The sequence below is a fragment of the Pseudomonas sp. IT-P100 genome, from assembly GCF_949767185.1.
Classification (GTDB): domain Bacteria; phylum Pseudomonadota; class Gammaproteobacteria; order Pseudomonadales; family Pseudomonadaceae; genus Aquipseudomonas; species Aquipseudomonas fluorescens_B.
On the sequence record NZ_CATKQK010000002.1, the window covers coordinates 13,836 to 35,431 of the forward strand.

General features: G+C 59.6%; 18 protein-coding genes and 1 pseudogene. 7 read left to right on the top strand and 12 right to left on the bottom strand.

The features are described from left to right. Positions 1–7 precede the first annotated feature (7 nt). The 8 genes from ssuB to ACM6IQ_RS01155 form a co-directional block, all read right to left on the bottom strand. Positions 8–814: an aliphatic sulfonates ABC transporter ATP-binding protein gene (gene ssuB / locus ACM6IQ_RS01120; protein ID WP_414877915.1), complete on the bottom strand. Its 807-nt coding sequence runs from the start codon at positions 812–814 to the stop codon at positions 8–10. Beyond that, on the bottom strand, positions 811–1,593 hold the full coding sequence (gene ssuC, locus ACM6IQ_RS01125; RefSeq protein WP_414877916.1) for an aliphatic sulfonate ABC transporter permease SsuC: 783 nt from the start codon (positions 1,591–1,593) through the stop codon (positions 811–813). The genes ssuB and ssuC overlap by 4 nt, the downstream gene beginning before the upstream one ends. 8 nt (positions 1,594–1,601) lie before the next feature. Further along, positions 1,602–2,750: an FMNH2-dependent alkanesulfonate monooxygenase gene (gene ssuD / locus ACM6IQ_RS01130; RefSeq protein WP_017341362.1), complete on the bottom strand. Its 1,149-nt coding sequence runs from the start codon at positions 2,748–2,750 to the stop codon at positions 1,602–1,604. Between the two features lie 25 nt (positions 2,751–2,775). Beyond that, positions 2,776–3,741 carry a sulfonate ABC transporter substrate-binding protein gene (locus tag ACM6IQ_RS01135; RefSeq protein WP_017341363.1) on the bottom strand — a complete coding sequence of 322 codons (966 nt, stop codon included), beginning with the start codon at positions 3,739–3,741 and terminating at the stop codon, positions 2,776–2,778. Between the two features lie 102 nt (positions 3,742–3,843). Then, positions 3,844–4,437, bottom strand: coding sequence for an NADPH-dependent FMN reductase (gene ssuE, locus ACM6IQ_RS01140; RefSeq protein ID WP_017341364.1), 594 nt, complete (start codon positions 4,435–4,437; stop codon positions 3,844–3,846). A gap of 217 nt (positions 4,438–4,654) precedes the next feature. After that, the gene (locus ACM6IQ_RS01145) at positions 4,655–5,293 is read right to left on the bottom strand and encodes a peroxiredoxin (RefSeq protein WP_017341365.1); all 639 of its coding nucleotides are present in this window, start codon (positions 5,291–5,293) and stop codon (positions 4,655–4,657) included. Between the two features lie 293 nt (positions 5,294–5,586). Next, entirely contained in the window at positions 5,587–6,930 is a 1,344-nt protein-coding gene (locus ACM6IQ_RS01150) for an OprD family porin (protein WP_414877917.1), read from the bottom strand. A gap of 374 nt (positions 6,931–7,304) precedes the next feature. Next, positions 7,305–8,651 carry an OprD family porin gene (locus ACM6IQ_RS01155; RefSeq protein ID WP_414877918.1) on the bottom strand — a complete coding sequence of 449 codons (1,347 nt, stop codon included), beginning with the start codon at positions 8,649–8,651 and terminating at the stop codon, positions 7,305–7,307. A gap of 413 nt (positions 8,652–9,064) precedes the next feature. Here ACM6IQ_RS01155 and tauA point away from each other — a divergent pair. Continuing rightward, positions 9,065–9,316, top strand: a pseudogene (gene tauA / locus ACM6IQ_RS01160) (taurine ABC transporter substrate-binding protein); the annotation flags it as partial. A 154-nt stretch (positions 9,317–9,470) separates the two neighbouring features. Here the strand turns inward: tauA and argA are convergent. Continuing rightward, a complete protein-coding gene (gene argA, locus ACM6IQ_RS01165; protein ID WP_017341369.1) occupies positions 9,471–10,769 on the bottom strand; it encodes an amino-acid N-acetyltransferase in 1,299 nt (432 codons plus the stop codon). Between the two features lie 182 nt (positions 10,770–10,951). Further along, a complete protein-coding gene (gene argE, locus ACM6IQ_RS01170; protein WP_414877919.1) occupies positions 10,952–12,115 on the bottom strand; it encodes an acetylornithine deacetylase in 1,164 nt (387 codons plus the stop codon). A 156-nt stretch (positions 12,116–12,271) separates the two neighbouring features. Between argE and ACM6IQ_RS01175 the strand changes: the two genes are divergently transcribed. Further along, entirely contained in the window at positions 12,272–13,639 is a 1,368-nt protein-coding gene (locus ACM6IQ_RS01175) for an inorganic triphosphatase (protein WP_017341371.1), read from the top strand. Between the two features lie 113 nt (positions 13,640–13,752). On the opposite strand, the gene ACM6IQ_RS01180 is transcribed toward ACM6IQ_RS01175, so the two are convergent. Further along, the gene (locus tag ACM6IQ_RS01180; protein WP_017341372.1) at positions 13,753–14,223 is read right to left on the bottom strand and encodes an Lrp/AsnC family transcriptional regulator; all 471 of its coding nucleotides are present in this window, start codon (positions 14,221–14,223) and stop codon (positions 13,753–13,755) included. A 126-nt stretch (positions 14,224–14,349) separates the two neighbouring features. On the opposite strand from ACM6IQ_RS01180, the gene ACM6IQ_RS01185 reads away from it, so the two are divergent. The 5 genes from ACM6IQ_RS01185 (at position 14,350) to ACM6IQ_RS01205 (ending at position 18,436) form a co-directional block, all read left to right on the top strand. Next, entirely contained in the window at positions 14,350–14,688 is a 339-nt protein-coding gene (locus tag ACM6IQ_RS01185; protein WP_017341373.1) for a hypothetical protein, read from the top strand. 90 nt (positions 14,689–14,778) lie between these two features. After that, positions 14,779–16,563 (top strand): GspE/PulE family protein, encoded by a 1,785-nt coding sequence (locus ACM6IQ_RS01190; protein ID WP_017341374.1) that lies wholly within the window; start codon positions 14,779–14,781, stop codon positions 16,561–16,563. A 108-nt stretch (positions 16,564–16,671) separates the two neighbouring features. After that, entirely contained in the window at positions 16,672–17,592 is a 921-nt protein-coding gene (locus tag ACM6IQ_RS01195; protein WP_008150402.1) for an SPFH domain-containing protein, read from the top strand. Between the two features lie 8 nt (positions 17,593–17,600). Then, positions 17,601–18,050, top strand: coding sequence for an NfeD family protein (locus ACM6IQ_RS01200; protein WP_414877920.1), 450 nt, complete (start codon positions 17,601–17,603; stop codon positions 18,048–18,050). A gap of 68 nt (positions 18,051–18,118) precedes the next feature. Next, positions 18,119–18,436, top strand: coding sequence for a DUF2388 domain-containing protein (locus tag ACM6IQ_RS01205; protein ID WP_017341376.1), 318 nt, complete (start codon positions 18,119–18,121; stop codon positions 18,434–18,436). Positions 18,437–18,513: 77 nt separating this feature from the next. Here the strand turns inward: ACM6IQ_RS01205 and gcvP are convergent, their stop codons facing one another. Beyond that, positions 18,514–21,387 (bottom strand): aminomethyl-transferring glycine dehydrogenase, encoded by a 2,874-nt coding sequence (gcvP, locus tag ACM6IQ_RS01210; protein WP_017341377.1) that lies wholly within the window; start codon positions 21,385–21,387, stop codon positions 18,514–18,516. Positions 21,388–21,596 lie beyond the last annotated feature (209 nt).

The following is a 21,596-nucleotide window of genomic DNA, read 5'->3' on the forward strand; positions in this document are numbered from 1 at the left end:
GCTTGAGTTATTGAGCCCAACGCAATTGCGTAGGCAAGGGTGAAACAGGTTCAGGTTCCGGCGGTTCGCCGGGCAGTGCGAGGACGCGATTGAGGACTTCGGTTTCCAGCGCCGCCAGCCGATGCGAACCCCGAACCCGAGGCCGCGGCAGCTCCACGTGCAGGTCGAGACCGACTTCGCCCTCTTCGATCAGGATCACCCGATCGGCAATCGCCACCGCTTCGCTGACATCGTGGGTCACCAGCAACACGGTAAAACCGTGCTTCTGCCAGAGCCGCTCGATCAGCTGCTGCATTTCAATTCGGGTCAGGGCATCCAGTGCACCCAGCGGTTCGTCGAGCAACAGCAACCGCGGTTGATGGATCAGCGCGCGGGCCAGGGCCACACGTTGCTTCTGGCCACCGGACAGCGCCGCGGGCCAGTCATTGGCGCGATCTGCCAGGCCGACTGACTCCAGCGCTTCCAAGGCTTGCGGACGCCAGTGGCCCTTGAGCCCGAGGCCGACGTTGTCGATGACCTTTTTCCATGGCAGCAAACGCGCTTCCTGGAACATCAGCCGAGTGTCTTCCCTCGCCTCGCCCAGCGGTGCGGAACCGGCGCGCAATTCACCACCCGTGGGTTTGTCGAGACCGGCGAGCAACCGCAGCAAGGTACTTTTGCCACAACCGCTGCGCCCCACCACGGCGACGAACTGGCCGGCCGGAATGTGCAGATCGATCTCACGCAGTACCTGCCGCGAGCCGAAGGTTTTTTGCAGCTTGCGCACCACCAGCGGAATACCGCGCAGCAGGCGTGGAGGTTGTTGAGCGGTCATGCTGCACCTCCCTTGGCAACCTGATACGCCGGATGCCAGCGCAGCCAGACGCGCTCAAGTCCACGGGCTGCGAGGTCGGCGAGTTTGCCGAGCACCGCATACATCAGGATCGCCAGCACCACCACGTCGGTCTGCAAAAACTCCCGGGCATTCATCGCCAGGTAACCGATGCCCGCACTCGCGGAAATGGTTTCAGCGACGATCAAGGTCAGCCACATGAAGCCCAGCGCAAAACGCACGCCGACCAGAATCGAAGGCAATGCACCCGGCAGGATCACCTGACGGAACAGGCTGAAACCGGACAAGCCATAGCTGCGTGCCATCTCCACCAGCGCCGGATCGACGTTGCGAATGCCGTGATAGGTGTTGAGGTAGATCGGGAACAACGTGCCCAGCGCCACCAGAAAAATCTTCGCCGACTCATCGATGCCGAACCACAGGATCACCAGTGGAATCAGCGCCAGGTGTGGCACGTTGCGGATCATCTGCACCGAACTGTCGAGCAGGCGTTCGCCCCACTTCGACAGACCGGTGATGAAGCCCAGCGCCAGTCCGATGCTGCCGCCAAGGGTGAAGCCCAGCGCCGCACGCCAGCCGCTGATCGCCAGGTGCGTCCAGATTTCTCCGCTGCGTACCAGGCTCACGCCGGCCTCAATCACCGCGATCGGCGCCGGCAGGATCCGTGTCGACAACCAGCCCGCCGACACTGACAACTGCCACACCGCCAACAGCAAAACCGGCAACACCCAGGGCGCAAGGTTGTGGATGATTTTCTTCATGGCGCGCCTCAGCTCCGGGGCGCGGCTTTGGGAAGAATGTCGTTGGCGACCATCTCGCCGAACGGACTGACGTAACCGGCGCTTTTCGGCAGCTCGGGGCGCTCGATATCGAGATGCGGGAACAGCAATTCCGCGACGCGGTAGGACTCTTCAAGGTGCGGATAACCGGAAAAAATGAAGGTGTCGATGCCCAGGTCCGCGTATTCCTTCACGCGCGCGGCCACGGTCGGACCGTCGCCGACCAACGCGGTGCCAGCACCGCCACGCACCAGACCGACGCCCGCCCACAGGTTGGGGCTGACTTCCAGGTTGTCGCGGCTGCCGCCATGCAATGCCGCCATGCGTTGCTGGCCGACGGAATCGAAGCGCGCCAGTGAAGCCTGGGCACGGGCGATCGTGTCGTCGTCCAGATGCGAGATCAGTCGGTCCGCCGCTTGCCAGGCTTCGGCATTGGTTTCACGAACGATCACATGCAGGCGAATCCCGAAGCGCACCGTGCGGCCAAGCTTCGCGGCTTTAGCGCGAACCTGTTCGATTTTCTCGGCAACAGCGGCCGGTGGCTCGCCCCAGGTCAGGACCATTTCCACTTGCTCTGCCGCGAGGTCCTGCGCCGCTTCCGAAGAGCCGCCGAAGTACAGCGGCGGACGCGGTTGCTGGATCGGCGGATAGAGCAACTTGGCGCCCTTCACGCTGATGTGCTGACCGTCGTAATCAACGGTTTCACCTTCCAGCACACGACGCCAGATGCGGGTGAATTCCACCGAGGCTTGATAGCGTTCTTCGTGCGTCAGGAACAAACCGTCGCCGGCCAGTTCTTCCGGATCGCCGCCCGTCACCAGGTTGAACAACGCACGACCGCCGGACAGGCGATCCAGTGTCGCGGCCTGACGCGCGGCCACCGTCGGGGAAATGATCCCGGGGCGTAGCGCGACAAGGAATTTCAGACGCTGGGTCACCGGGATCAGCGACGCCGCCACCAGCCACGAGTCTTCGCACGAGCGGCCGGTGGGAATCAGCACCCCGCCGAAGCCCAGGCGATCCGCCGCTTGCGCAACTTGTTGCAGGTAACCGTGATCGACGGCGCGAGCGCCCTCGGCGGTGCCAAGGTAATGGCCGTCGCCGTGGGTAGGCAGGAACCAGAAGATATTGAGGCTCATGGAGTGGTCTCCTTGGGGAATCGAATTACTGCGCGTTGGCGACGGCCGCCGGTGGCGTCCAGATCACGTCTTTGATGCTCAGCGGCTTCGGAATCAGCTTGAGCTGGTAGAAGCTGTCGGCAATTTTCTGTTGGGCGGCGACCACTTCAGGAGTCAGGAACAGTGCGCCGTAGCCCTGGCGTTTCACCGAGGTCAGGGTGATGTCCGCCGGCAGGCCAAGCAGTGGCGAAACCTGTTGGGTCACGTCTTCCGGGTTGGCCTTGGACCACTCGCCGACGGCGCGCACTTCTTCCACGAGGGTCTTGATGACCTCAGGATTTTTCTGTGCGTAAGGTTTGGTCGCCAGGTAGAACTGATGGTTGTCGACGATGCCTTGGCCATCGCGCAGGGTGCGCGCTTGCAGCTGTTGTTCGGCGGCGGCCTGGTATGGGTCCCAGATCACCCAGGCGTCGACGCTGCCACGTTCGAACGCGGCTCGGGCATCGGCCGGGGGCAGGAAGACGGTCTGGATGTCGGTGTATTTGAGGCCGGCGTCTTCCAGCGCGCGAACCAGCAGGTAGTGAACGTTGGAGCCTTTGTTCAGGACGACTTTCTTGCCCTTGAGGTCCTTCACCGATTTGATTGGCGAGTCTTTCGGCACCAGGATCGCTTCGCTGTGGGGCGCTGGCGGTTCGTAGGCGACGTAGAGCAGATCGGCACCCGCCGCTTGAGCGAATACCGGAGGCGTTTCGCCGGTGACACCGAAGTCGATGGAGCCGACATTCAGCCCCTCAAGCAGCTGCGGGCCGCCGGGAAATTCAGTCCATTGCACATCCACGCCTTGGGCGGCGAGGCGTTTTTCCAGCGTGCCTTTGGCTTTGAGCAGCACCAGCGTGCCGTACTTCTGATAACCGATCCGAAGGGTCTCGGCTTGAGCTTGAGTAATGGCGCCGAAGGACACAGCCGCAGCAAACAGAGCGACCAGACCACGACGCAAAATGACAGTGCGCATAGCGCTCTCCTTTTTGCAGTTGGGTTTTGGCTGCACCTGCTTGGCCGTTGACGGCTGAGTAAGGTGAGTACTTCAGAATTCAGGTGTGGCTTGAGTGCAGGCTTAAATGCTCCAGCGAGCACTCAACAGACGTTCATTCAACAGGTTCGGATCGAGCGGCTTCGGCCGTCGCGCCATGGCGCTGAAAAACAGCTCCAGGGATTCGTTCAAACGTTCTTCCAGCTCTGGCGCCAGTTGCGCTTGTGCGCTGCCTTCACCGTAAGCGATCTGGCTATCCGCAGCGAAAATCCCGTGGAGCATTTCCTGGGCCTTCAACGCCGACAACACCGGTTTGAGTGCGTAATCCACCGCCAGCATGTGGGCGATGCTGCCCCCGGTAGCCATCGGCAAAACCACTTTGTGGGCCAGGGCGCGTTCGGGCAGCAGGTCCAGTACGGTTTTCAGTGCGCCGGAGAACGATGCCTTGTACACCGGCGTCGCGATCAGCAGGCCGTCGGCGTTTTCAATCTGTTGCAGCAGGTCGATCACCTTCGGGCTGTCGAAACGTGCGTGCAGCAAGTCTTCGGCCGGGAAGTCCCGCACCTGGTAACTCACCACCTCCACACCCTGTTCCTGCAACCAGCGTTGGGAGCGCTCCAGCAGCACCCCGGAACGGGAGCGTTGGCTCGGACTGCCACCCAGTGAGACGACCAGCATTCAGACGATTCCTTGAACGGTGTTGGCGATTCGCCGTGTGCGATCTCGCTTCGATGAAGAGACCTTAACAGGTGATTCATATATCTTTAAATCATATTTATTCATTTGGTTATTCGATACAGAGATATACGGCGCCGCGTTTTCCAGGCATAAAAAAGGCCGTCGAAACGGCCTGAAATCCCTGTTGTTCGGATAACTTGAACCATGTGCTGAAGGTTTACTTGTTCGGTTGCGGCGTCAGACGCAGGTACGGCTTCACCGCGCGATAGCCCTTGGGAAAGCGTTTCTTGATTTCGTCCGGGTCCTGCAGCGACGGCACGATCACCACTTCTTCACCGTCCTTCCAGTTGGCCGGGGTGGCCACCTTGTAGTTGTCGGTGAGTTGCAGCGAGTCGATCACCCGCAGGATTTCATGGAAGTTACGGCCGGTGCTGGCCGGGTAGGTGATGGTCAGCCGAACCTTTTTGTTCGGGTCGATCACGAACAGCGAACGCACGGTCAAAGTGTCGTTGGCGTTCGGGTGAATCAGGTCGTACAGGTCCGACACCTTGCGGTCAGCGTCGGCCAGGATCGGGAAGTTGACGGTCGTGTTCTGGGTTTCGTTGATGTCCTCGATCCACTTGTGGTGCGAGTCCACCGGGTCCACGGACAGCGCAATGGCCTTGACCCCGCGCTTGGCGAATTCATCCTTGAGCTTGGCGGTGAAGCCCAGCTCGGTGGTGCACACTGGGGTGAAGTCTGCCGGGTGGGAGAACAGCACGCCCCAACTATCGCCCAGCCATTCATGGAAACGGATGGTGCCGACGCTGGAATCCTGCTCGAAATCGGGGGCGATGTCGCCGAGTCTGATGCTCATGGTGGGCTCCTGATGAGTGTGATGTAGAACTCAACTGTAGCTCGTGTTGGGGATCATACAAAAAGAATATATATCTCGATTATTAGACCGAAAATGAATATTAAATAACTGTTCACTGGACCCGCCAATCCATCGCGACGACTATCGTTTCCAAGGTTCGAGAAGGCCTTGAGTTGCTGCAAAAGAGGGAAATCGGGGCGGGATTACGGGGGTGACCCCGCTCTGGAAACGCAAAAGCCCCGCCCGGCGTGATGCCGGGCGGGGCTTTTTTTTCAGCGGTTACGCGAGCGCTATTACAACAGCGGGATCGAGTAGCTGACGATCAGGCGGTTTTCGTCCTGGGAGCGAACGCCCGGGAGGTCGGTGCGCCAGGTAGCGTTCTTCCACATGAAGCCAACGTTTTTCAGCGGACCTTCTGGCACTACGTAGGCCAAGGTGAAGTCACGTTCCCACTCGGAACGACCCGAAGTGCTTTCGCGGCCATTGGTGCCTACGAGGTCGATGTCGTCACCTTTGAGGTAAACAGCACCGGCGGTCAGGCCAGGTACACCCACTCTGGCGAAGTCATAGGAGTAGCGTGCTTGCCAGGTTTTCTCGCCGGCACGGTTGAACTTCTGAATTTGCATGTCGGTGATGGTGTAGTTCGACGAGCCGTCACCCTGGTTCAGCCAAGGGAAGTCGCTGCTGCCGTTACTGACCTGGTAACCGCCACCGAAGGTGTGGCCGGCAACGGAGTATAGGAACAAGCCGCTGTACAGGTTGTTGGACACTTCACCGCGACCATTACGTACGCCGGTGTAGTTACCGGTGCTGTAGTACGCCGAGTCGGTGCCGTTTTTGCCGTCATCAGAGCTGTTGAAGTAACGGAAGTCAGACTTCAGCACACCTGGACCGATTGACCAGTTGTGAACCAGGCCCAAGAAGTGTTGCTTGTAGAAGTCTTCCAGGTTGCCGTAGTAGTACTGAGCGGTCAGGTCTTTGGTGATTTTGTAGTCGCCACCGGCATAAATGAACTTGTTGCTGTCGCGCCAGCCAGTACCGCGATTATTCGCACCGGAGATGCTCAGCTGTTCGTTGTTGCTGGAGTTACGGCCCTTGGCAGCTTCAATCTGACCGCCAACCAGGGTCAGGTCCTTGATTTCGCCGGAAGTGATCTGGCCGCCCTGCCAGGTTTGTGGCAGCAGACGACCATCGTTGGTGACGATAACCGGGTTCTTCGGCTGCAGCGTGCCCAGCTTCAGTTCGGTCTGGGAGATTTTGGCTTTGGCAGTCAGGCCCAGGCTGGAGAAGTTATCCACCGCCTTGCCGTTGGACTCGCTCGGGAACACAGTGCCGCCGTAAGCGGTACCGGCATTGCCATTGGTACCGCCACCCGAATCCAGACGTACGCCCAGAAGACCAATGGCATCGATACCGAAGCCGACAGTACCTTGGGTGTAGCCCGAGATGAAACGCAGATCGAAGCCTTGGCCCCATTCTTCGTTCTTGTTCGCGCCAGGACCGTCACGATTATCGGTATTGATGTAGAAGTTACGCAGCCCCAATGTAGCCTTGCTGTCTTCGATGAAACCGGCGGCGCCTGCCTGCTGCGCCAAAACCCCTACGGCCACAGCCAGGGCCAAAGTGGACTTGTTCATTGTTTCGCTCCTCTCGTTTCTAATTTTTTCGGTCCTGAGTCGAATGCTCTGGATCCTGAAATGCGCGTGTGCCGCTGTCCGCGATCCGCACGCCACTCAACCGAAGGCTCTAAGTCAACGGTCTGACTGCGGAAAATGGGCCGGCATGGTAAACGGAAAAAACTCAATTCATTCTTTTTTAATGCCGTACGGGAATAAAAGACGGCATTTTGATCGCCAAGGGACACTAGTATCGGCCCCGACGGGATTCACTTTAGGGATTTATCTTAAAAGCTAAAAAGAATATTAAATTACTGATCAATGCCTAATTCGAATATTAAAAAAAACGCAAAAAAAAGCCCCGCCGACCGGCGAGGCTCTCTTCGCGAAGCTTGTTACATGAAGCTGTAGGTGTAGTTGAAGATCAGACGGGTCTGGTCCTGGGCATTAATGTTGGGCGTGTCACCACGGTAAGTACCGTGACGCAGCGTTGTCCCAAATCCTTTCAGTGCGCCCGTTTGAATCACATAATCCAAGCGCAGGTCGCGTTCCCACTCGGTCTGGTCTTTACCAACGCCGTTGGCCGCTTTGATGTTCTCGCCACGCAGATAGGCGGCCGAGGCCTTCAGGCCTGGAACACCCAGAGAGGCGAAGTCATAAGTGTACTGACCGAAAGTGGTGTTCTCGCCAGCACGGACGAAGCCGTTGATCATTGCGTCAGTGAACAGGTAGAAGCTCGAGCCGCCAGCCCCTTCATTGCGGCCATTGCCGTCGACTACGTTGCCTTGGTTCAGATAAACGAAACCACCGTCATCGCTGACACGCTGGTGACCGACGAGGAAAGCATTGCCACCCAGGGTGTAGGTGAACATGGCGCTCCAGGTGGTGTTATCAACCTCGCCCGGGGTCTTGGCGTAACCACCGTTGTTGTTGAAGCGATAACCCGCATCACCATTCTTGCCGTCGGAGCTGCTGTCGAAGTAGCGCAGATCGGTCTTGAAAGACTGGTTGGCACTGATCGGGAAGACGTGCACGAGGCCGAAGAAGTTTTGCTTGTAATAGTCTTCCAGGTTCGCGTGGTAGTACTGCAGCGTCAGGTCCTTGGTAACCTTCCAGTCAGCACCGGCATAACGGAACTGGTTGCTTTCCTTCGCATTGCCAATGGTAGAGACAGCCAGGCCCGTTGTGTTCGACGACGCGCGACCTTCAGCGTGCTCAAGCTGGCCTACGTTGAAAGTGAAGTTGTCGATTTCCTTCGAGGTGATGGTGCCCCCTTCAAAGGTCTGTGGAAGCAGACGGCTGTCGTTCGCGACCAGGATCGGCATGTTGGGTTGCAGCGCACCACCCAGGTGGGCCTCGGTTTTCGAGAATCGCGCTTTGACGTTACCCGCTACGCGGCTCCATGGGTCGGATGCCGAGCCGTCGCTGTCGCTTGGGAAAAAGCTGTTGTTGTCCGGGTGATGACCGCGGCCGCCATCCAGATGGATGCCCACCAACGCCTGGGCATCAATACCAAAACCCACCACGCCCTGGGTGAAACCGGACAGGAAATCGAACTTGAAGCCCTGAGCGGTTTCGCGCTGATTATTAGCCGCATTAGAGGCGCCCTCACGGGCATCCGCGTTGTAATACATCGTCCGAGAACTGACGGAAGCCTTGCTGTCTTCGATGAAACCGGCGGCGCCTGCCTGCTGCGCCAAAACCCCTACGGCCACGGCCAAGGCCAAGGTGGACTTGTTCATTGTTAAGCTCCTCTCGTTTCTAATTCTTGTAGTCCTGGTCCTGAGTTCAAACGCTCGGGATCCTAGGATTGGCGATTAGCGCCAGACCGTGACCTACAAGTCAATCGTAACTATCTGTGTCTACGACCATGGTCTAACCCCCGTCAATTCGGTCCATGCAGGTTTATGACGTCGCCATAAACCTAAAAAGAAGTCTGTGCTTCTTTTTCATACCCTTTGGGAATGAGCTCGCTGAAAAAACCCTTACAAAGCTAATTCACAAAAGGTATTTAATTTTATTTTTTTAGATGAATTGGGTTTAAAAAACCGCTTTCAATCTCATTTAAAGCAACGCCATGATGGCCAAGCGCGCACTATCCAGATCAATTGTTACAGTTTGTGTATCGGTATTATTTCTTTGAGTGCTCCAAACCAGCTGGACCGCTGATTCGGTACCGGTGCAGAAAATCGCCAAACTGACCGGTGCCAATACCGCCGATGTGCCAGAACTGCTGGCCGGTTCAGCTTTCCCGGATGCCAAGGCACAGCAGACCACCGCGCTGCTGGACGGCGGCACGGCGAAGGCCATGGGTGAGACGGCGAAGTTCTTGAAGGAACAAGGGAAGGTTGAGACGGTGCTGCCAGATTACTCGCCGTATGTCAGCGCGAAATTCGTCGCCGAGTAACACACAAACCCAGTGGCGAGGGAGCTTGCTCCCGCTGGGGGCCGAAGGACACCCAAACCCGGCAACGCGATAAGTCAGACATAACGCGTTTGCCTGTTTTGGGGCTGCTGCGCAGCCCAGCGGGAGCAAGCTCCCTCGCCACAAAAGCCTGCGGTTACAGGGCTTTTTCGAAGATTTTCGAATTACGCTGATAGTTGTACAGCGACGCCCGCGCCGACGGCAGGCGCTCGACGCTGCTCGGCACGAAGCCACGCTCGCGGAACCAGTGTGCGGTCCGGGTAGTGAGGACGAACAGCGTCTTCAACCCCTGAGCCCGAGCGCGGGTTTCGATCCGCTCCAACAGCTCATCCCCACGGCCACCATGCCGGTACTCCGGGTTCACCGCCAGGCACGCCAGCTCCCCCGCATCCGAATCGGCAATCTGATACAGCGCCGCACACGCGATGATCATGCCTTCGCGCTCGACCACACTGAACTGCTCGATTTCGCGCTCCAGCACTTCGCGCGAACGACGTACCAGAATCCCCTGCTCTTCCAGCGGGCTGATCAGGTCCAGCAGACCGCCAACGTCTTCAATCGCGGCTTCACGCACGACTTCGAATTGTTCCTGCGCCACCAGCGTACCGCCACCGTCACGGGTGAACAGTTCGGTCAACAGTGCGCCGTCTTCGACGTAACTGACGATATGACTGCGCGCCACGCCGCCACGGCAAGCTTCAGCCGCAGCGTCCAGCAATTCGCCCTGATAGTTATTGCCCAGACGCTGCAAATGCGCCGGCACTTGCTGGGGACGCAGTTCACGCACCAGACGCCCGTTTTCATCGATCAAACCCAGGTCGGCACCGAACAGCAGCAGTTTATCGGCCCCCAGATCAATGGCCGCGCGGGTTGCCACGTCTTCACACGCGAGGTTGAAAATCTCACCGGTCGGCGAGTAACCCAACGGCGACAGCAACACGATGGAACGCTCGTCCAGCAGGCGATTGATACCTTTGCGGTCAACCCGGCGCACTTCGCCGGTGTGGTGATAGTCGACGCCTTCGAGCACACCGATCGGCCGTGCGGTCACCAGGTTGCCGCTGGCGACCCGCAGGCGCGAGCCCTGCATCGGCGACGAAGCCATGTCCATCGACAGCCGTGCTTCGATGGCAATGCGCAGCTGGCCGACGGCATCGATCACGCACTCGAGGGTCGCCGCATCGGTGATGCGCATCCCGTGGTGGTAATGCGGGGTCAGGCCACGCGCGGCCAGGCGGGTTTCGATCTGCGGGCGGGAACCGTGAACCAGCACCAGTCGCACGCCGAGGCTGTGCAGCAGCACCAGGTCGTGGACGATATTGCCGAAGTTCGGGTGTTCCACCCCGTCGCCGGGCAGCATGACGACGAAGGTGCAATCGCGGTGGGCGTTGATGTAAGGCGAAGCGTGACGAAGCCAATTAACGTATTCGGGCATGAACCTGGGCCTGTAAATAAATAGCAGCCAAAAAATGGGCGAAACGGAAAACGCACAGCGGGCTGATGGTTATCGTCGGAACAGGCTTGGCGACACGCGCGCTCTCCTCATGAATACGGGTTGGGGCATTGGCAATTTATACCTGTAGGAGTTGCCGAAGGCTGCGCCTACAAGGGTAGCGTTCAAGCCATTGGCGCTTGAGCCGGTGTCAGGCAGTAATGTTCGATCAGCTGCCGTAATAGATGCACGGTAGGCTGCAAACGTGACATTTCGAGGTATTCCCCCGGTTGGTGCGCGCAGGCAATGTCGCCCGGGCCTAACACCACTGTTTCGCAGCCAAGACGCTGAAGATAAGGCGCTTCGGTGCCGAACGCCACTGCTTCGGCGCGATGACCCGTAAGCTTTTCCGCGACGCGCACCAATTCGGCGTCCTCGGCCTGCTCGAAGGGCGGCACTTCGGGGAACAGCGGCGCGTAATCGATCTTTACCTGATGCCGTTCGGCAACCGGGTTGAGTTTCTTCAGAATCTCCTCGCGCAGCATCTTGGGGTCCATGCCCGGCAGCGGACGCAGGTCGAATTCCAGCGAGCACTGGCCACAGATGCGGTTGGGGTTGTCCCCGCCATGGATGCAGCCGAAGTTCATGGTCGGCACCGGTACGCCGAACTGCGGATTACGGTATTCGCGCTGCCACAACAGGCGCAGCCCGCGCAGTTCGCCGATGGCATCGTGCATGGCTTCGAGAGCGCTATGACCGAGGCGCGGGTCCGAGGAATGGCCGCTCTGACCGAGGATGTCGATGCGCTCCATCATGATGCCTTTGTGCATGCGGATCGGTTTCAGTCCGGTCGGCTCGCCGATCACCGCCGCCCGGCCCAACGGGCGTCCTGCTTGAGCCAAGGCACGGGCACCGGACATCGAGCTTTCTTCATCGCAGGTGGCGAGGATCAGCAACGGCTGTTTGAACGGCTGGTCGAGCAAGGGCTGGACGGCTTCGATGGCCAGGGCGAAAAAGCCTTTCATGTCGCAACTGCCCAGACCGACCCAGCGGCCATCGACTTCGGTCAGTTTCAGCGGATCGGTCTGCCATAGCGCGCCATCGAACGGCACGGTATCGCTATGTCCGGCGAGCACCAGACCACCGGGGCCGGAACCGAAACTGGCCAGCAGATTGAATTTGCCGGGGCTGACCTGCTGGATATCGCAGGCAAACCCCAGGTCGCCGAGCCACGTCGCCAGCAAATCGATCACTGGACGGTTGGATTGATCGAGGCTGGCCTGGGTACAACTGACCGACGGCGTGGCAATCAGCGCAGCGAACTGATCTTTCATGGACGGCAAAGGCATCGCTGACTCCAACTCGCGAATTGAAGTCCATCATAGAACCATCCGGCGACAGGAATAAACCGTCGCGGCACCTAGGAACGTTCACTCCTGTACACTGCACGACCTTGGCAGCCACACATTCCCCCGGCTGCGCTCCCGATCCTGGATTTTCCGGCCATGCAGAAAGAAACCGAAATCAAACTCCGCGTCAGCCGCGAAACCCTCGCCGCCCTGCGCGAGCACCCGCTACTGAAAAAACGCAACAAAAGTGGCTGGGAACGCCGTGAACTGATGAACCAGTACTTCGACACGCCTGAGCGTGACCTGGCCCGCGCCAAGGTTGCCCTGCGCCTGCGCCGCGATGGCGAAGAAGTGATCCAGACCCTCAAGACCCGTGGCCAGAGCGTCGCCGGTTTGTCCGAGCGTAACGAATACGACTGGAACCTGCCCAAAGCCAAGCTCGACGTGAAAAAACTCGATGGCGAATGCTGGCCTGAAGAGCTGGCCGAGCTGGACAAGAAAACCCTCAAGCCGATTTTCACCACCGATTTCGTCCGCGAACGCGCCGAAATCGCCTGGGGCCGTGGCAAGACCAAAGTGGTGATCGAAGCCGCGCTGGACCTGGGCCACGTCGTTGTCGGCAAGCAGAAAGAAGAAATCTGCGAACTGGAGCTGGAGCTACGCGAAGGCGAACCGGCCGCACTGCTGGAACTGGCCGCCGAACTGGCCGCGACCCTGGCCCTGATGCCGTGTGACATCAGCAAGGCCGAACGCGGTTATCGCTTGTACGACGCCAACAGCTATTCGTTGAGCCTGCCGGCGCCGCAGATCAGCGCCGAAATGCCGCTGGACGACGCGTTCGCCGCGTTGAGCTGGCATTTGCTGAGCAGCAGCCAGCGTCTGGCCGAGCAATATCGCTTCAACGGCCACTGGCGTCTGTTGCAGGACTGGGTCGAAAACCTCGCCGAATTGCGCGCCCTGCTGAGCAGCCTGGGCCAGGCCGCCCCGCGTCAGTCGACACACGACCTGCGCCTCGCACTGGATGCGTTGCTCGAAGACTGGCGCCCTCTGGTACAGGCCGGTCAGGACGACGAAGACGTGCGTAAAGCCGCGCCGGAGCAGTTCCTCGAAGAACTCGAAGACCCGCGCTGGGGCCTGTTCTCGCTGAATACCTCGCGCTGGTTGCTGGCCCGCACCTGGGCCGCCGATCGCAATGTTCGCGGCAATCGCCAGGGCGCTGCGCAATTGGGTAGCTGGCTGCCGCGCTTGCTGGGTGAAGAAGCGACCTCCCTGCAGTTGCAGCGTTACCAGCAGCAGCCGGAAGATCTGGCCGAGCAACTGCCGCGCATCGAGCGCATCCAGGCCTGGTTGCACCATGCCCGCAACGTGCTGGAGATCCCGGAAATGGATCGACTGTACGGCGAGCTGAAGCAGCTTGCGCAACTGGCCAACGAACCGATCACCGATGAATCGCTGGATGCGCGCAAGCAGCAGGCGATCGCGGTTTATCAGAACCGTGCCTGGAAGATGTTGCTGCGCATGTAAGTCCTTGTGGCGAGGGAGCTTGCTCCCGCTGGACTGCGCAGCAGGCCCATTTTCGGGGCCGCTCCGCTGCCCAGCGGGAGCAAGCTCCCTCGCCACAAAAAACCTCTGTCGAATCAGCGCAACACCGGCAAGCTGGTGGTCGACTTGATTTCCGACAACGCCACAATCGAGTTCACCTCCTGAATTCCCGGCACCATCGACAGCTTCTCGAAGAAAAACCGCTCATACGCCTCGATGTCCGCCGTCACGATCCGCAACAAGAAATCCACTGACCCCATCAGCACATAACACTCCAGCACTTCGGAAAAGCCGCGAATCGCCTCGGTGAACTCCGTAAAGTTCGAACGCCCATGGGCGTTGAGTTTGACCTCGGCAAAAATCTGCGTGTTGAGCCCGATCTTCTTCCGGTCCAGCAGCGTCACCTGACCGCGAATGATCCCCTCCTCCTTCATCCGCTGAATCCGCCGCCAGCAGGGCGACTGCGAAAGCCCTACCTGCTCGGCGATCTGCGCGCTGGAGAGCGAAGCGTCCTCTTGCAGCAGCGCGAGAATCTTGCGGTCGTAGCCATCCAGTTCGCTTTGCATAGAAAAACCTGTAATCAATGTTTTGTTGAATCACATGATTCGATAGATCGCCAATAAGACCCATCATAGATAAGAAATACCCGGCATCGAATGTAAAAATTCCTCCAGTGATTTTGGAGACCGATCATGCCGCATCTCGAAGCCGTGAACACCCCGCCTACCCGCGCCGATGTCTGGAACGCCAGCAATGCCCACTGCCGCGTCCACTATCAATTGCTCGCCGAGGCAGAACCGGATCTGTTGTGCCGTGCGCTCAACCTGTTCGCGTTGCAATGCCTGACACCGCAACAGGTCAACGTGCAGCGCACGGACGATTGGCTGTCGCTCGACATCGTCATGGACGGGCTGAGCTGGCACCGTGCGCAAGTGATTGCGGAAAAATTACGTAACCTGATCAGCGTCTGTTCGGTTGAACTGCAAGCGGCTGATTTTGCGCGGGTTGAAGCGACTCAGGCGACGGGCTGAAAAAACCCGATACGGCTTCGTCGGGTAGTGGCCCAACGGTCAGCGGGTCCACGACTATCCTTTGCGAACTGTTGTTCACGAGGAGCCCGCATGTCCGTTCAACTCGCCATTCAGGACCGCTGGCTGGATCTCAATGATTTGCTGCGCGAGCTGGTCGCCCAGGGCTTTATCAGCCAGGATTCGGCCGAGCACGCGCTCAACGCCCGCCGCCGTCACGCCGCCAATGGCCAGCTGCACCCGCTGGAGTTCATCGCCAGCCAGCAGCTGGACGACCTCAGTCGTCCCGGCAAACACCTTGACCTGGAAAGCCTGACGCTGTGGTTGTCGCAGCAGGCCGGCCAGCCCTACTTGCGCATCGACCCGCTGAAAATCAACGTCGCGGCCATTACGCCGCTGATGTCCTACGCCTTCGCGCAGCGCCACAAGATTCTCGCGGTGTCCATTGATCGCGACGCCGTGACCGTGGCCAGCGCCCAGCCCTATGTCAAAGGCTGGGAAGCCGACCTGACCCACGTTCTGAAGCTGCCGATCAAGCGGGTGGTGGCCAACCCGGTCGACATCCAGCGTTTCAGCGTAGAGTTTTTCCGCCTGGCCAAATCGGTCAGTGGCGCGACCAACAACGATCAACAGACCAGCACCCTGGGCAACTTCGAGCAACTGCTCAACCTCGGCGCCAGCGACCAGGAGCCGGACGCCAACGACGCGCACATCGTCAATATCGTCGACTGGTTGTTCCAGTACGCCTTCCAGCAGCGCGCCAGCGATATCCACATCGAACCCCGTCGCGAGCAAGGCACGGTGCGCTTTCGCATCGACGGTGTGTTGCACAACGTCTATCAGTTCCCGCCACAGGTGACCATGGCCATCGTCAGTCGGCTCAAGAGCCTGGGACGGATGAATGTCGCGGAAAAACGCAAACCCCAGGACGGTCGGGTGAAAACCAAGACGCCGGACGGTGGCGAAGTCGAGTTGCGGCTGTCGACATTGCCAACGGCGTTTGGCGAAAAAATGGTCATGCGGATCTTCGATCCCGAAGTGCTGCTCAAGGACTTCGATCAGTTGGGCTTTTCCACGGATGATCTGCGCCGCTGGCAGGACATGACGAGTCAGCCCAACGGCATCATTCTGGTGACCGGGCCGACCGGCTCGGGCAAGACCACCACGCTCTACACCACCTTGAAGAAACTGGCGACGCCGGAGGTCAACCTCTGCACCATCGAAGACCCGATCGAGATGGTCGAGCCGGCGTTCAACCAGATGCAGGTCCAGCACAACATCGAACTGACCTTTGCCGCCGGCGTGCGCGCGCTGATGCGGCAGGACCCCGACATCATCATGATTGGCGAGATCCGTGATCTCGAAACGGCTGAAATGGCGATCCAGGCCGCGCTCACCGGTCACCTGGTGCTCTCGACGCTGCACACCAACGACGCGCCCAGCGCCATCAGCCGACTGCTGGAGCTCGGCGTGCCGCATTACCTGATCAAGGCCACGGTGCTCGGCGTCATGGCGCAGCGACTGGTCCGAACGTTGTGCCCGCACTGCAAGGCACCGCTGACGCTGAGTGAAGAAGACTGGCAAACCCTGACCAAACCCTGGCAGGCACCGCTGCCCGGCAATGCCCAGCGCGCCGTCGGTTGCCTGGAATGCCGCGACACCGGCTACCGCGGCCGCGCCGGGGTCTACGAAATCATGCAACTGACGGATGGCCTCAAAGCACTGATCAACCCCGACACCGATCTGCTGGCGATCCGGCGTCAGGCGTTCAAGGAAGGCATGCGCAGTCTTCGGCTGTCGGGCGCGCAGAAGGTAGCTGCAGGGTTGACGACAATCGAGGAGGTGCTGCGGGTGACACCGCAGAGTGAGCAGAAATGAAACCTTTTATGTCTCCTGATGATGCAAAGACCGACAAACGATTCTTATCCCCGAGCCGCGCCGTTACACTCCTGCGATCGCAACTTCAATGATCAACAGGGAATCGTTATGCAGATCGGTAGCGTGCTTTTACTTTTTGTCGGCCTGGTGGTCGCCATTCTGTTCATGGGCTTCAAGGTTGTGCCGCAGGGTTATCAATGGACGGTCGAGCGATTCGGCCGTTACACCAACACCCTCAAACCGGGCTTGAACATCATCATTCCAGTGATGGACCGTATCGGTCGCAAGATCAACGTCATGGAAAGCGTGCTGGACATTCCGCCTCAAGAGGTCATCACTGCGGACAACGCCACGGTGCAGATCGACGCCGTGTGCTTCTTCCAGGTGGTCAATACCGCCCAGGCGGCCTACGAGGTGAACAACCTCGAACACGCCATCCGCAACCTGCTGCAAACCAACATCCGGACCGTGCTCGGCTCCATGGAGCTGGACGCGATGCTCAGCCAGCGTGACGGGATCAACGAGAAACTGCTGCGCACCGTCGATGAAGCCACGGCGCCATGGGGCATCAAGATCACCCGGATCGAGATCAAGGACATCAGCCCGCCAGCAGACCTGATGGCGGCGATGTCGGGGCAGATGAAAGCCGAGCGGATCAAGCGTGCGCAAATTCTCGAAGCCGAAGGCCTGCGTGCCGCAGCGATTCTGACGGCCGAGGGCAAGAAACAGGCGCAGATCCTCGAGGCGGAAGGCGGTCGTCAGGCCGCATTCCTCGAAGCCGAAGCCCGTGAGCGTCAGGCCGAAGCCGAAGCCCAGGCGACCAAAGTGGTGTCCGAAGCCATCGCCGGCGGCAACGTGCAAGCGGTCAACTATTTTGTCGCGCAGAAGTACATCGATGCGCTGGGCAAACTGGCCTCGGCCAACAACAGCAAAGTCATCCTGATGCCGCTGGAAGCCAGTTCGATGATTGGCGCGGTCGGCGGCATCGGCGAAATCGTCAAGGCCACGTTCGATAACAAGAAAGCCTGAGGCACGTTATGTGGGCATTCCTGCAGCATTTATCGTTCTGGGACTGGCTGGCATTGGGTACCGTGCTGCTGATTCTCGAAGTGTTTGGCGCTGGCGGCTATCTGCTGTGGATCGGCATGGCGGCCGCCGCTGTTGGCGTACTGACATTCGTAGCACCGGACATGTCCTGGGAACTGCAGTTTCTGCTGTTCGGCCTGCTCTCGATCGCTACCGCCCTGTATTGGTGGCGACGCCAGCGCAGCGCGGTGCGCCAGAGTGACGAGCCGAACCTCAACCTGCGTGGCCAGGAACTGATCGGCAAAACCTTTGTGGTGCATGAGTCGATTGTCGACGGGCGCGGAAAAATCAAAGTGGCTGATAGCGTGTGGATGGCCCGTGGCCCGGATGCCGTCATCGGGAGCCGTGTTCGGGTGACCGGACAGCAAGGCGCCATTTTGCTGGTGGAACCGGCTGAATGACCGGTGATGGAACTCGGCTGGGTACTTGGCAATCAAACGCCGTAGTTAACCCAGTGGAGTCACCCATCATGCGTTTCAAACTTGCTGTCGCTACCATCGCCGTGTTGTCCCTTCCAGTCGGTTCGGCGATGGCCGACAGCTTTTGGCGTAACGTCATCTCGTCCGGTGCAACCACCGGTTCGACTTACCTGACGTTCAAGGATCACAAGCTGATCATTGCCGCACAGGACGATGCCGGCAGTTTTGTTGCCAGTGACGGCGGCATTCGCGGCCCGTACCTGGAAGCCGCGATGCAAAAGGTTCGCGCCGACAACCCTGGGCTGCAGGCCACGGACATGGAACTGGCGAATGCGATCCTGGCAAAGAATGCCGTAGCGTCGGAATAAGTTTTACTGCTGAACAAAAATGCCGCTCACATGAGCGGCATTTTTTTGCCCCACAGGGTTACGTGTCTTGTGGTATTTCAGCGGTAATCATCCACGGGCACGCACGCGCAAAACAGGTTCCGATCCCCGTAAACGTTATCCACCCGATTCACCACCGGCCAATACTTGTGCGCCTTGGTGTGCGCGTCCGGTGTCACCGCTTGTTCGATACTGTACGGCCGCTCCCAAACCCCGGTGATGTCGGCCAGTGTGTGCGGCGACCGTTTCAGCGGGTTGTCCTCGGCCGGCCAGTTGCCATTCTGCACCTCGGTGATTTCTGCGCGAATGCTCAGCATCGCCCCGATAAAGCGGTCGAGTTCAGCCTTCGATTCACTTTCGGTCGGCTCAACCATCAAGGTCCCCGGCACCGGAAACGACATGGTCGGCGCATGGAAGCCATAGTCCATCAGACGCTTGGCCACGTCCTCTTCGCTGATGCCGGTCAGAGCCTTGAGCGGCCGCAGGTCGAGAATGCATTCGTGAGCCACCCGCTCGTTGCGCCCGGTGTAGAGCACCGGGAATGCACCGGACAAATGTTGCGCCAGGTAATTCGCCGCGAGGATCGCCACTTCGCTGGCGTCTGCCAGTTGCGGCCCCATCATGGCGATGTACATCCAGCTGATCGGCAGAATGCTCGCGCTGCCCCAGGGCGCCGCGCTGACTGCGCCGTTCTGCGGCAACGGACCGTCAATTGCCACCACCGGGTGATTGGCCACGAACGGCGCCAGGTGTGCCCGCACACCAATCGGCCCCATGCCAGGCCCGCCACCGCCGTGGGGAATACAGAAGGTCTTGTGCAGGTTCATGTGGGAAACGTCGGCACCAATGTCCGCCGGCCGCGCCAACCCGACTTGCGCATTGAGGTTGGCGCCATCCATGTACACCTGGCCGCCATGGCTGTGGATAACTTCACAGATCTCACTGATGCCTTCCTCATACACGCCGTGGGTCGAAGGATACGTCGCCATCAGGCAAGCGAGTTTGTCTCCGGCAGCCGCCGCTTTTTCCTTCAGGTCATCGAGGTCGACGTTGCCCGCTTCATCGCACTCGACGATCACCACACGCATCCCGGCCATTTGCGCCGAGGCAGGATTGGTCCCGTGGGCCGAGGACGGAATCAGGCAGATGTCCCGCGCACCTTGATGACGACTCTCGTGGTATTTGCGGATCGCCAGCAACCCGGCGTATTCGCCTTGCGCGCCGGAATTGGGCTGCATGCAGATCGCGTCGAAACCAGTGATCGCGCAGAGCCAGCGCTCCAGCTCTTCGATCATCAGTGCATAACCGACCGCCTGCTCTTTTGGCACGAACGGATGGAGATTGGCGAACTGCGGCCAGGTGATCGGGATCATCTCGCTGGTGGCATTGAGTTTCATGGTGCAGGAGCCCAGCGGGATCATGGACTGGTTGAGGGCAAGGTCCTTGTTTTCGAGCTGCTTGAGGTAACGCAGCATTTCGGTTTCGCTGTGATGTGCGCTGAATACCGGGTGACGCAGGTAAGGCGAGGATCGCTGCAGTTCGCCAGGGATGCCGGAAGGAAGCGTTTCAGCGTCCAGTTCGTCTACGTTGATCCCATGATCGGCGCCAAGGAACACATCGAACAGTTTGGCAACGGTGGACTCGTCGGACGTTTCGTCGAGGCTCAGACCCAGCTGACCGCGTCCGAGAATGCGCAAATTGATTTGCGCGGCCTGGGCGCTTTCGATGATCGCCGTCTGAGTGCCGCCGACCTCCAGCGTAAGGGTGTCGAAAAAGTGCGTGTTGAGGCGGGATATGCCGTGGCGTTCCAGGCCCGCCGCGAGGATGCACGTCAATCGATGAACTCGCTGGGCAATACGTTTGAGCCCTTCCGGCCCGTGATAGACCGCATAGAAACTGGCGATATTGGCCAGCAGCACCTGGGCAGTGCAAATGTTCGAATTCGCCTTCTCCCGGCGAATGTGTTGCTCACGGGTTTGCAGGGCCATCCGTAATGCCGTGTTGCCGCGCGCGTCTTTCGAGACGCCGATAATCCGCCCGGGAATCGCCCGTTTGTATTCATCGCGACTGGCAAAAAACGCCGCGTGGGGCCCGCCGTAACCCATGGGCACACCAAACCGCTGGGACGAGCCGAACACCACGTCGGCACCCAACTCTCCCGGTGGCGTCAGCAACAACAGGCTCAGCAGATCGGTGGCGACGCAGGCCAGGGCTTGCTGGGCGTGCAGGTGATCGATCAACGGACGCAGGTCGCGAATCTCGCCGTGGGTGTCGGGATACTGCAGCAGCGCGCCGAATACCTGGTGCTGTTTCAAGTTATCCACAGTGTCGATGATCAGCTCGAAACCGAAACCTTCGGCACGGGTCTGCACCACGGAAATCGTCTGCGGATGACAATTTTCATCCACAAAAAACAGATTGCTCCTGGACTTGGCGACACGCTTGGCCAGGGCCATGGCTTCCGCCGCCGCCGTGGCTTCATCCAGCAGCGAGGCGTTGGCCAGCTCCAGGCCCGTCAGGTCGATGGTCAGTTGCTGGAAATTCAGCAAGGCTTCGAGTCGGCCTTGGGCAATTTCCGGTTGATACGGTGTGTAAGCGGTGTACCAACCGGGATTTTCCAGCACGTTGCGCAGGATGACCGCCGGCGTGATCGTGCCGTGGTAACCCATGCCGATCAGGCTGGTCCAGACCTGGTTCTGCTCGGCGTAACCGCGCAACTTGGCCAGCGCGGCTTCTTCGTCGAGGGCGGGCGGCAGGTCGAGCGCCCGGTTCAGGCGTATCCCCGGCGGCACCGTCTGCTCGATCAGCTCGACGCGGCTACCGACGCCGAGGCTGTCGAGCATCGCCTGCTGCTCGGCGGCATCGGGCCCGAGGTGGCGGCGAAGGAAGGCATTGGGGTCGCGTAACTGGCTCAAGGACGGCAACTGGGACATGACGGGCTCTCTCTGGACTGGCGCTCAGCGTCGATGCAACACGGTCAAACCAGCATAGCAGCCACTGCCTCGGAGCCCTTGAAGATCAAAAGATCGCAGCCTTCGGCAGCGCCTACAGAAATACGCATTCCAATGTAGGCGCTGCCGAAGGCTGCGATCTTTTGATCCAGACCTGCCAGGCAATAAAAAGCCCCGACGGATCGGGGCTT

Coding starts and splice junctions, on each gene's coding strand:
- ACM6IQ_RS01200 (WP_414877920.1), top strand. CDS start 17,601: ATGTGGGCATTCCTGCAGCATTTATCGTTCTGGGACTGGCTGGCATTG.
- ACM6IQ_RS01145 (WP_017341365.1), bottom strand. CDS start 5,293: ATGAGCATCAGACTCGGCGACATCGCCCCCGATTTCGAGCAGGATTCC.
- ACM6IQ_RS01180 (WP_017341372.1), bottom strand. CDS start 14,223: ATGCAAAGCGAACTGGATGGCTACGACCGCAAGATTCTCGCGCTGCTG.
- gcvP (WP_017341377.1), bottom strand. CDS start 21,387: ATGTCCCAGTTGCCGTCCTTGAGCCAGTTACGCGACCCCAATGCCTTC.
- ACM6IQ_RS01175 (WP_017341371.1), top strand. CDS start 12,272: ATGCAGAAAGAAACCGAAATCAAACTCCGCGTCAGCCGCGAAACCCTC.
- argA (WP_017341369.1), bottom strand. CDS start 10,769: ATGCCCGAATACGTTAATTGGCTTCGTCACGCTTCGCCTTACATCAAC.
- argE (WP_414877919.1), bottom strand. CDS start 12,115: ATGCCTTTGCCGTCCATGAAAGATCAGTTCGCTGCGCTGATTGCCACG.
- ACM6IQ_RS01155 (WP_414877918.1), bottom strand. CDS start 8,651: ATGAACAAGTCCACCTTGGCCTTGGCCGTGGCCGTAGGGGTTTTGGCG.
- ACM6IQ_RS01195 (WP_008150402.1), top strand. CDS start 16,672: ATGCAGATCGGTAGCGTGCTTTTACTTTTTGTCGGCCTGGTGGTCGCC.
- ACM6IQ_RS01150 (WP_414877917.1), bottom strand. CDS start 6,930: ATGAACAAGTCCACTTTGGCCCTGGCTGTGGCCGTAGGGGTTTTGGCG.
- ssuE (WP_017341364.1), bottom strand. CDS start 4,437: ATGCTGGTCGTCTCACTGGGTGGCAGTCCGAGCCAACGCTCCCGTTCC.
- ACM6IQ_RS01205 (WP_017341376.1), top strand. CDS start 18,119: ATGCGTTTCAAACTTGCTGTCGCTACCATCGCCGTGTTGTCCCTTCCA.
- ssuD (WP_017341362.1), bottom strand. CDS start 2,750: ATGAGCCTCAATATCTTCTGGTTCCTGCCTACCCACGGCGACGGCCAT.
- ACM6IQ_RS01185 (WP_017341373.1), top strand. CDS start 14,350: ATGCCGCATCTCGAAGCCGTGAACACCCCGCCTACCCGCGCCGATGTC.
- ssuC (WP_414877916.1), bottom strand. CDS start 1,593: ATGAAGAAAATCATCCACAACCTTGCGCCCTGGGTGTTGCCGGTTTTG.
- ACM6IQ_RS01135 (WP_017341363.1), bottom strand. CDS start 3,741: ATGCGCACTGTCATTTTGCGTCGTGGTCTGGTCGCTCTGTTTGCTGCG.
- ACM6IQ_RS01190 (WP_017341374.1), top strand. CDS start 14,779: ATGTCCGTTCAACTCGCCATTCAGGACCGCTGGCTGGATCTCAATGAT.
- ssuB (WP_414877915.1), bottom strand. CDS start 814: ATGACCGCTCAACAACCTCCACGCCTGCTGCGCGGTATTCCGCTGGTG.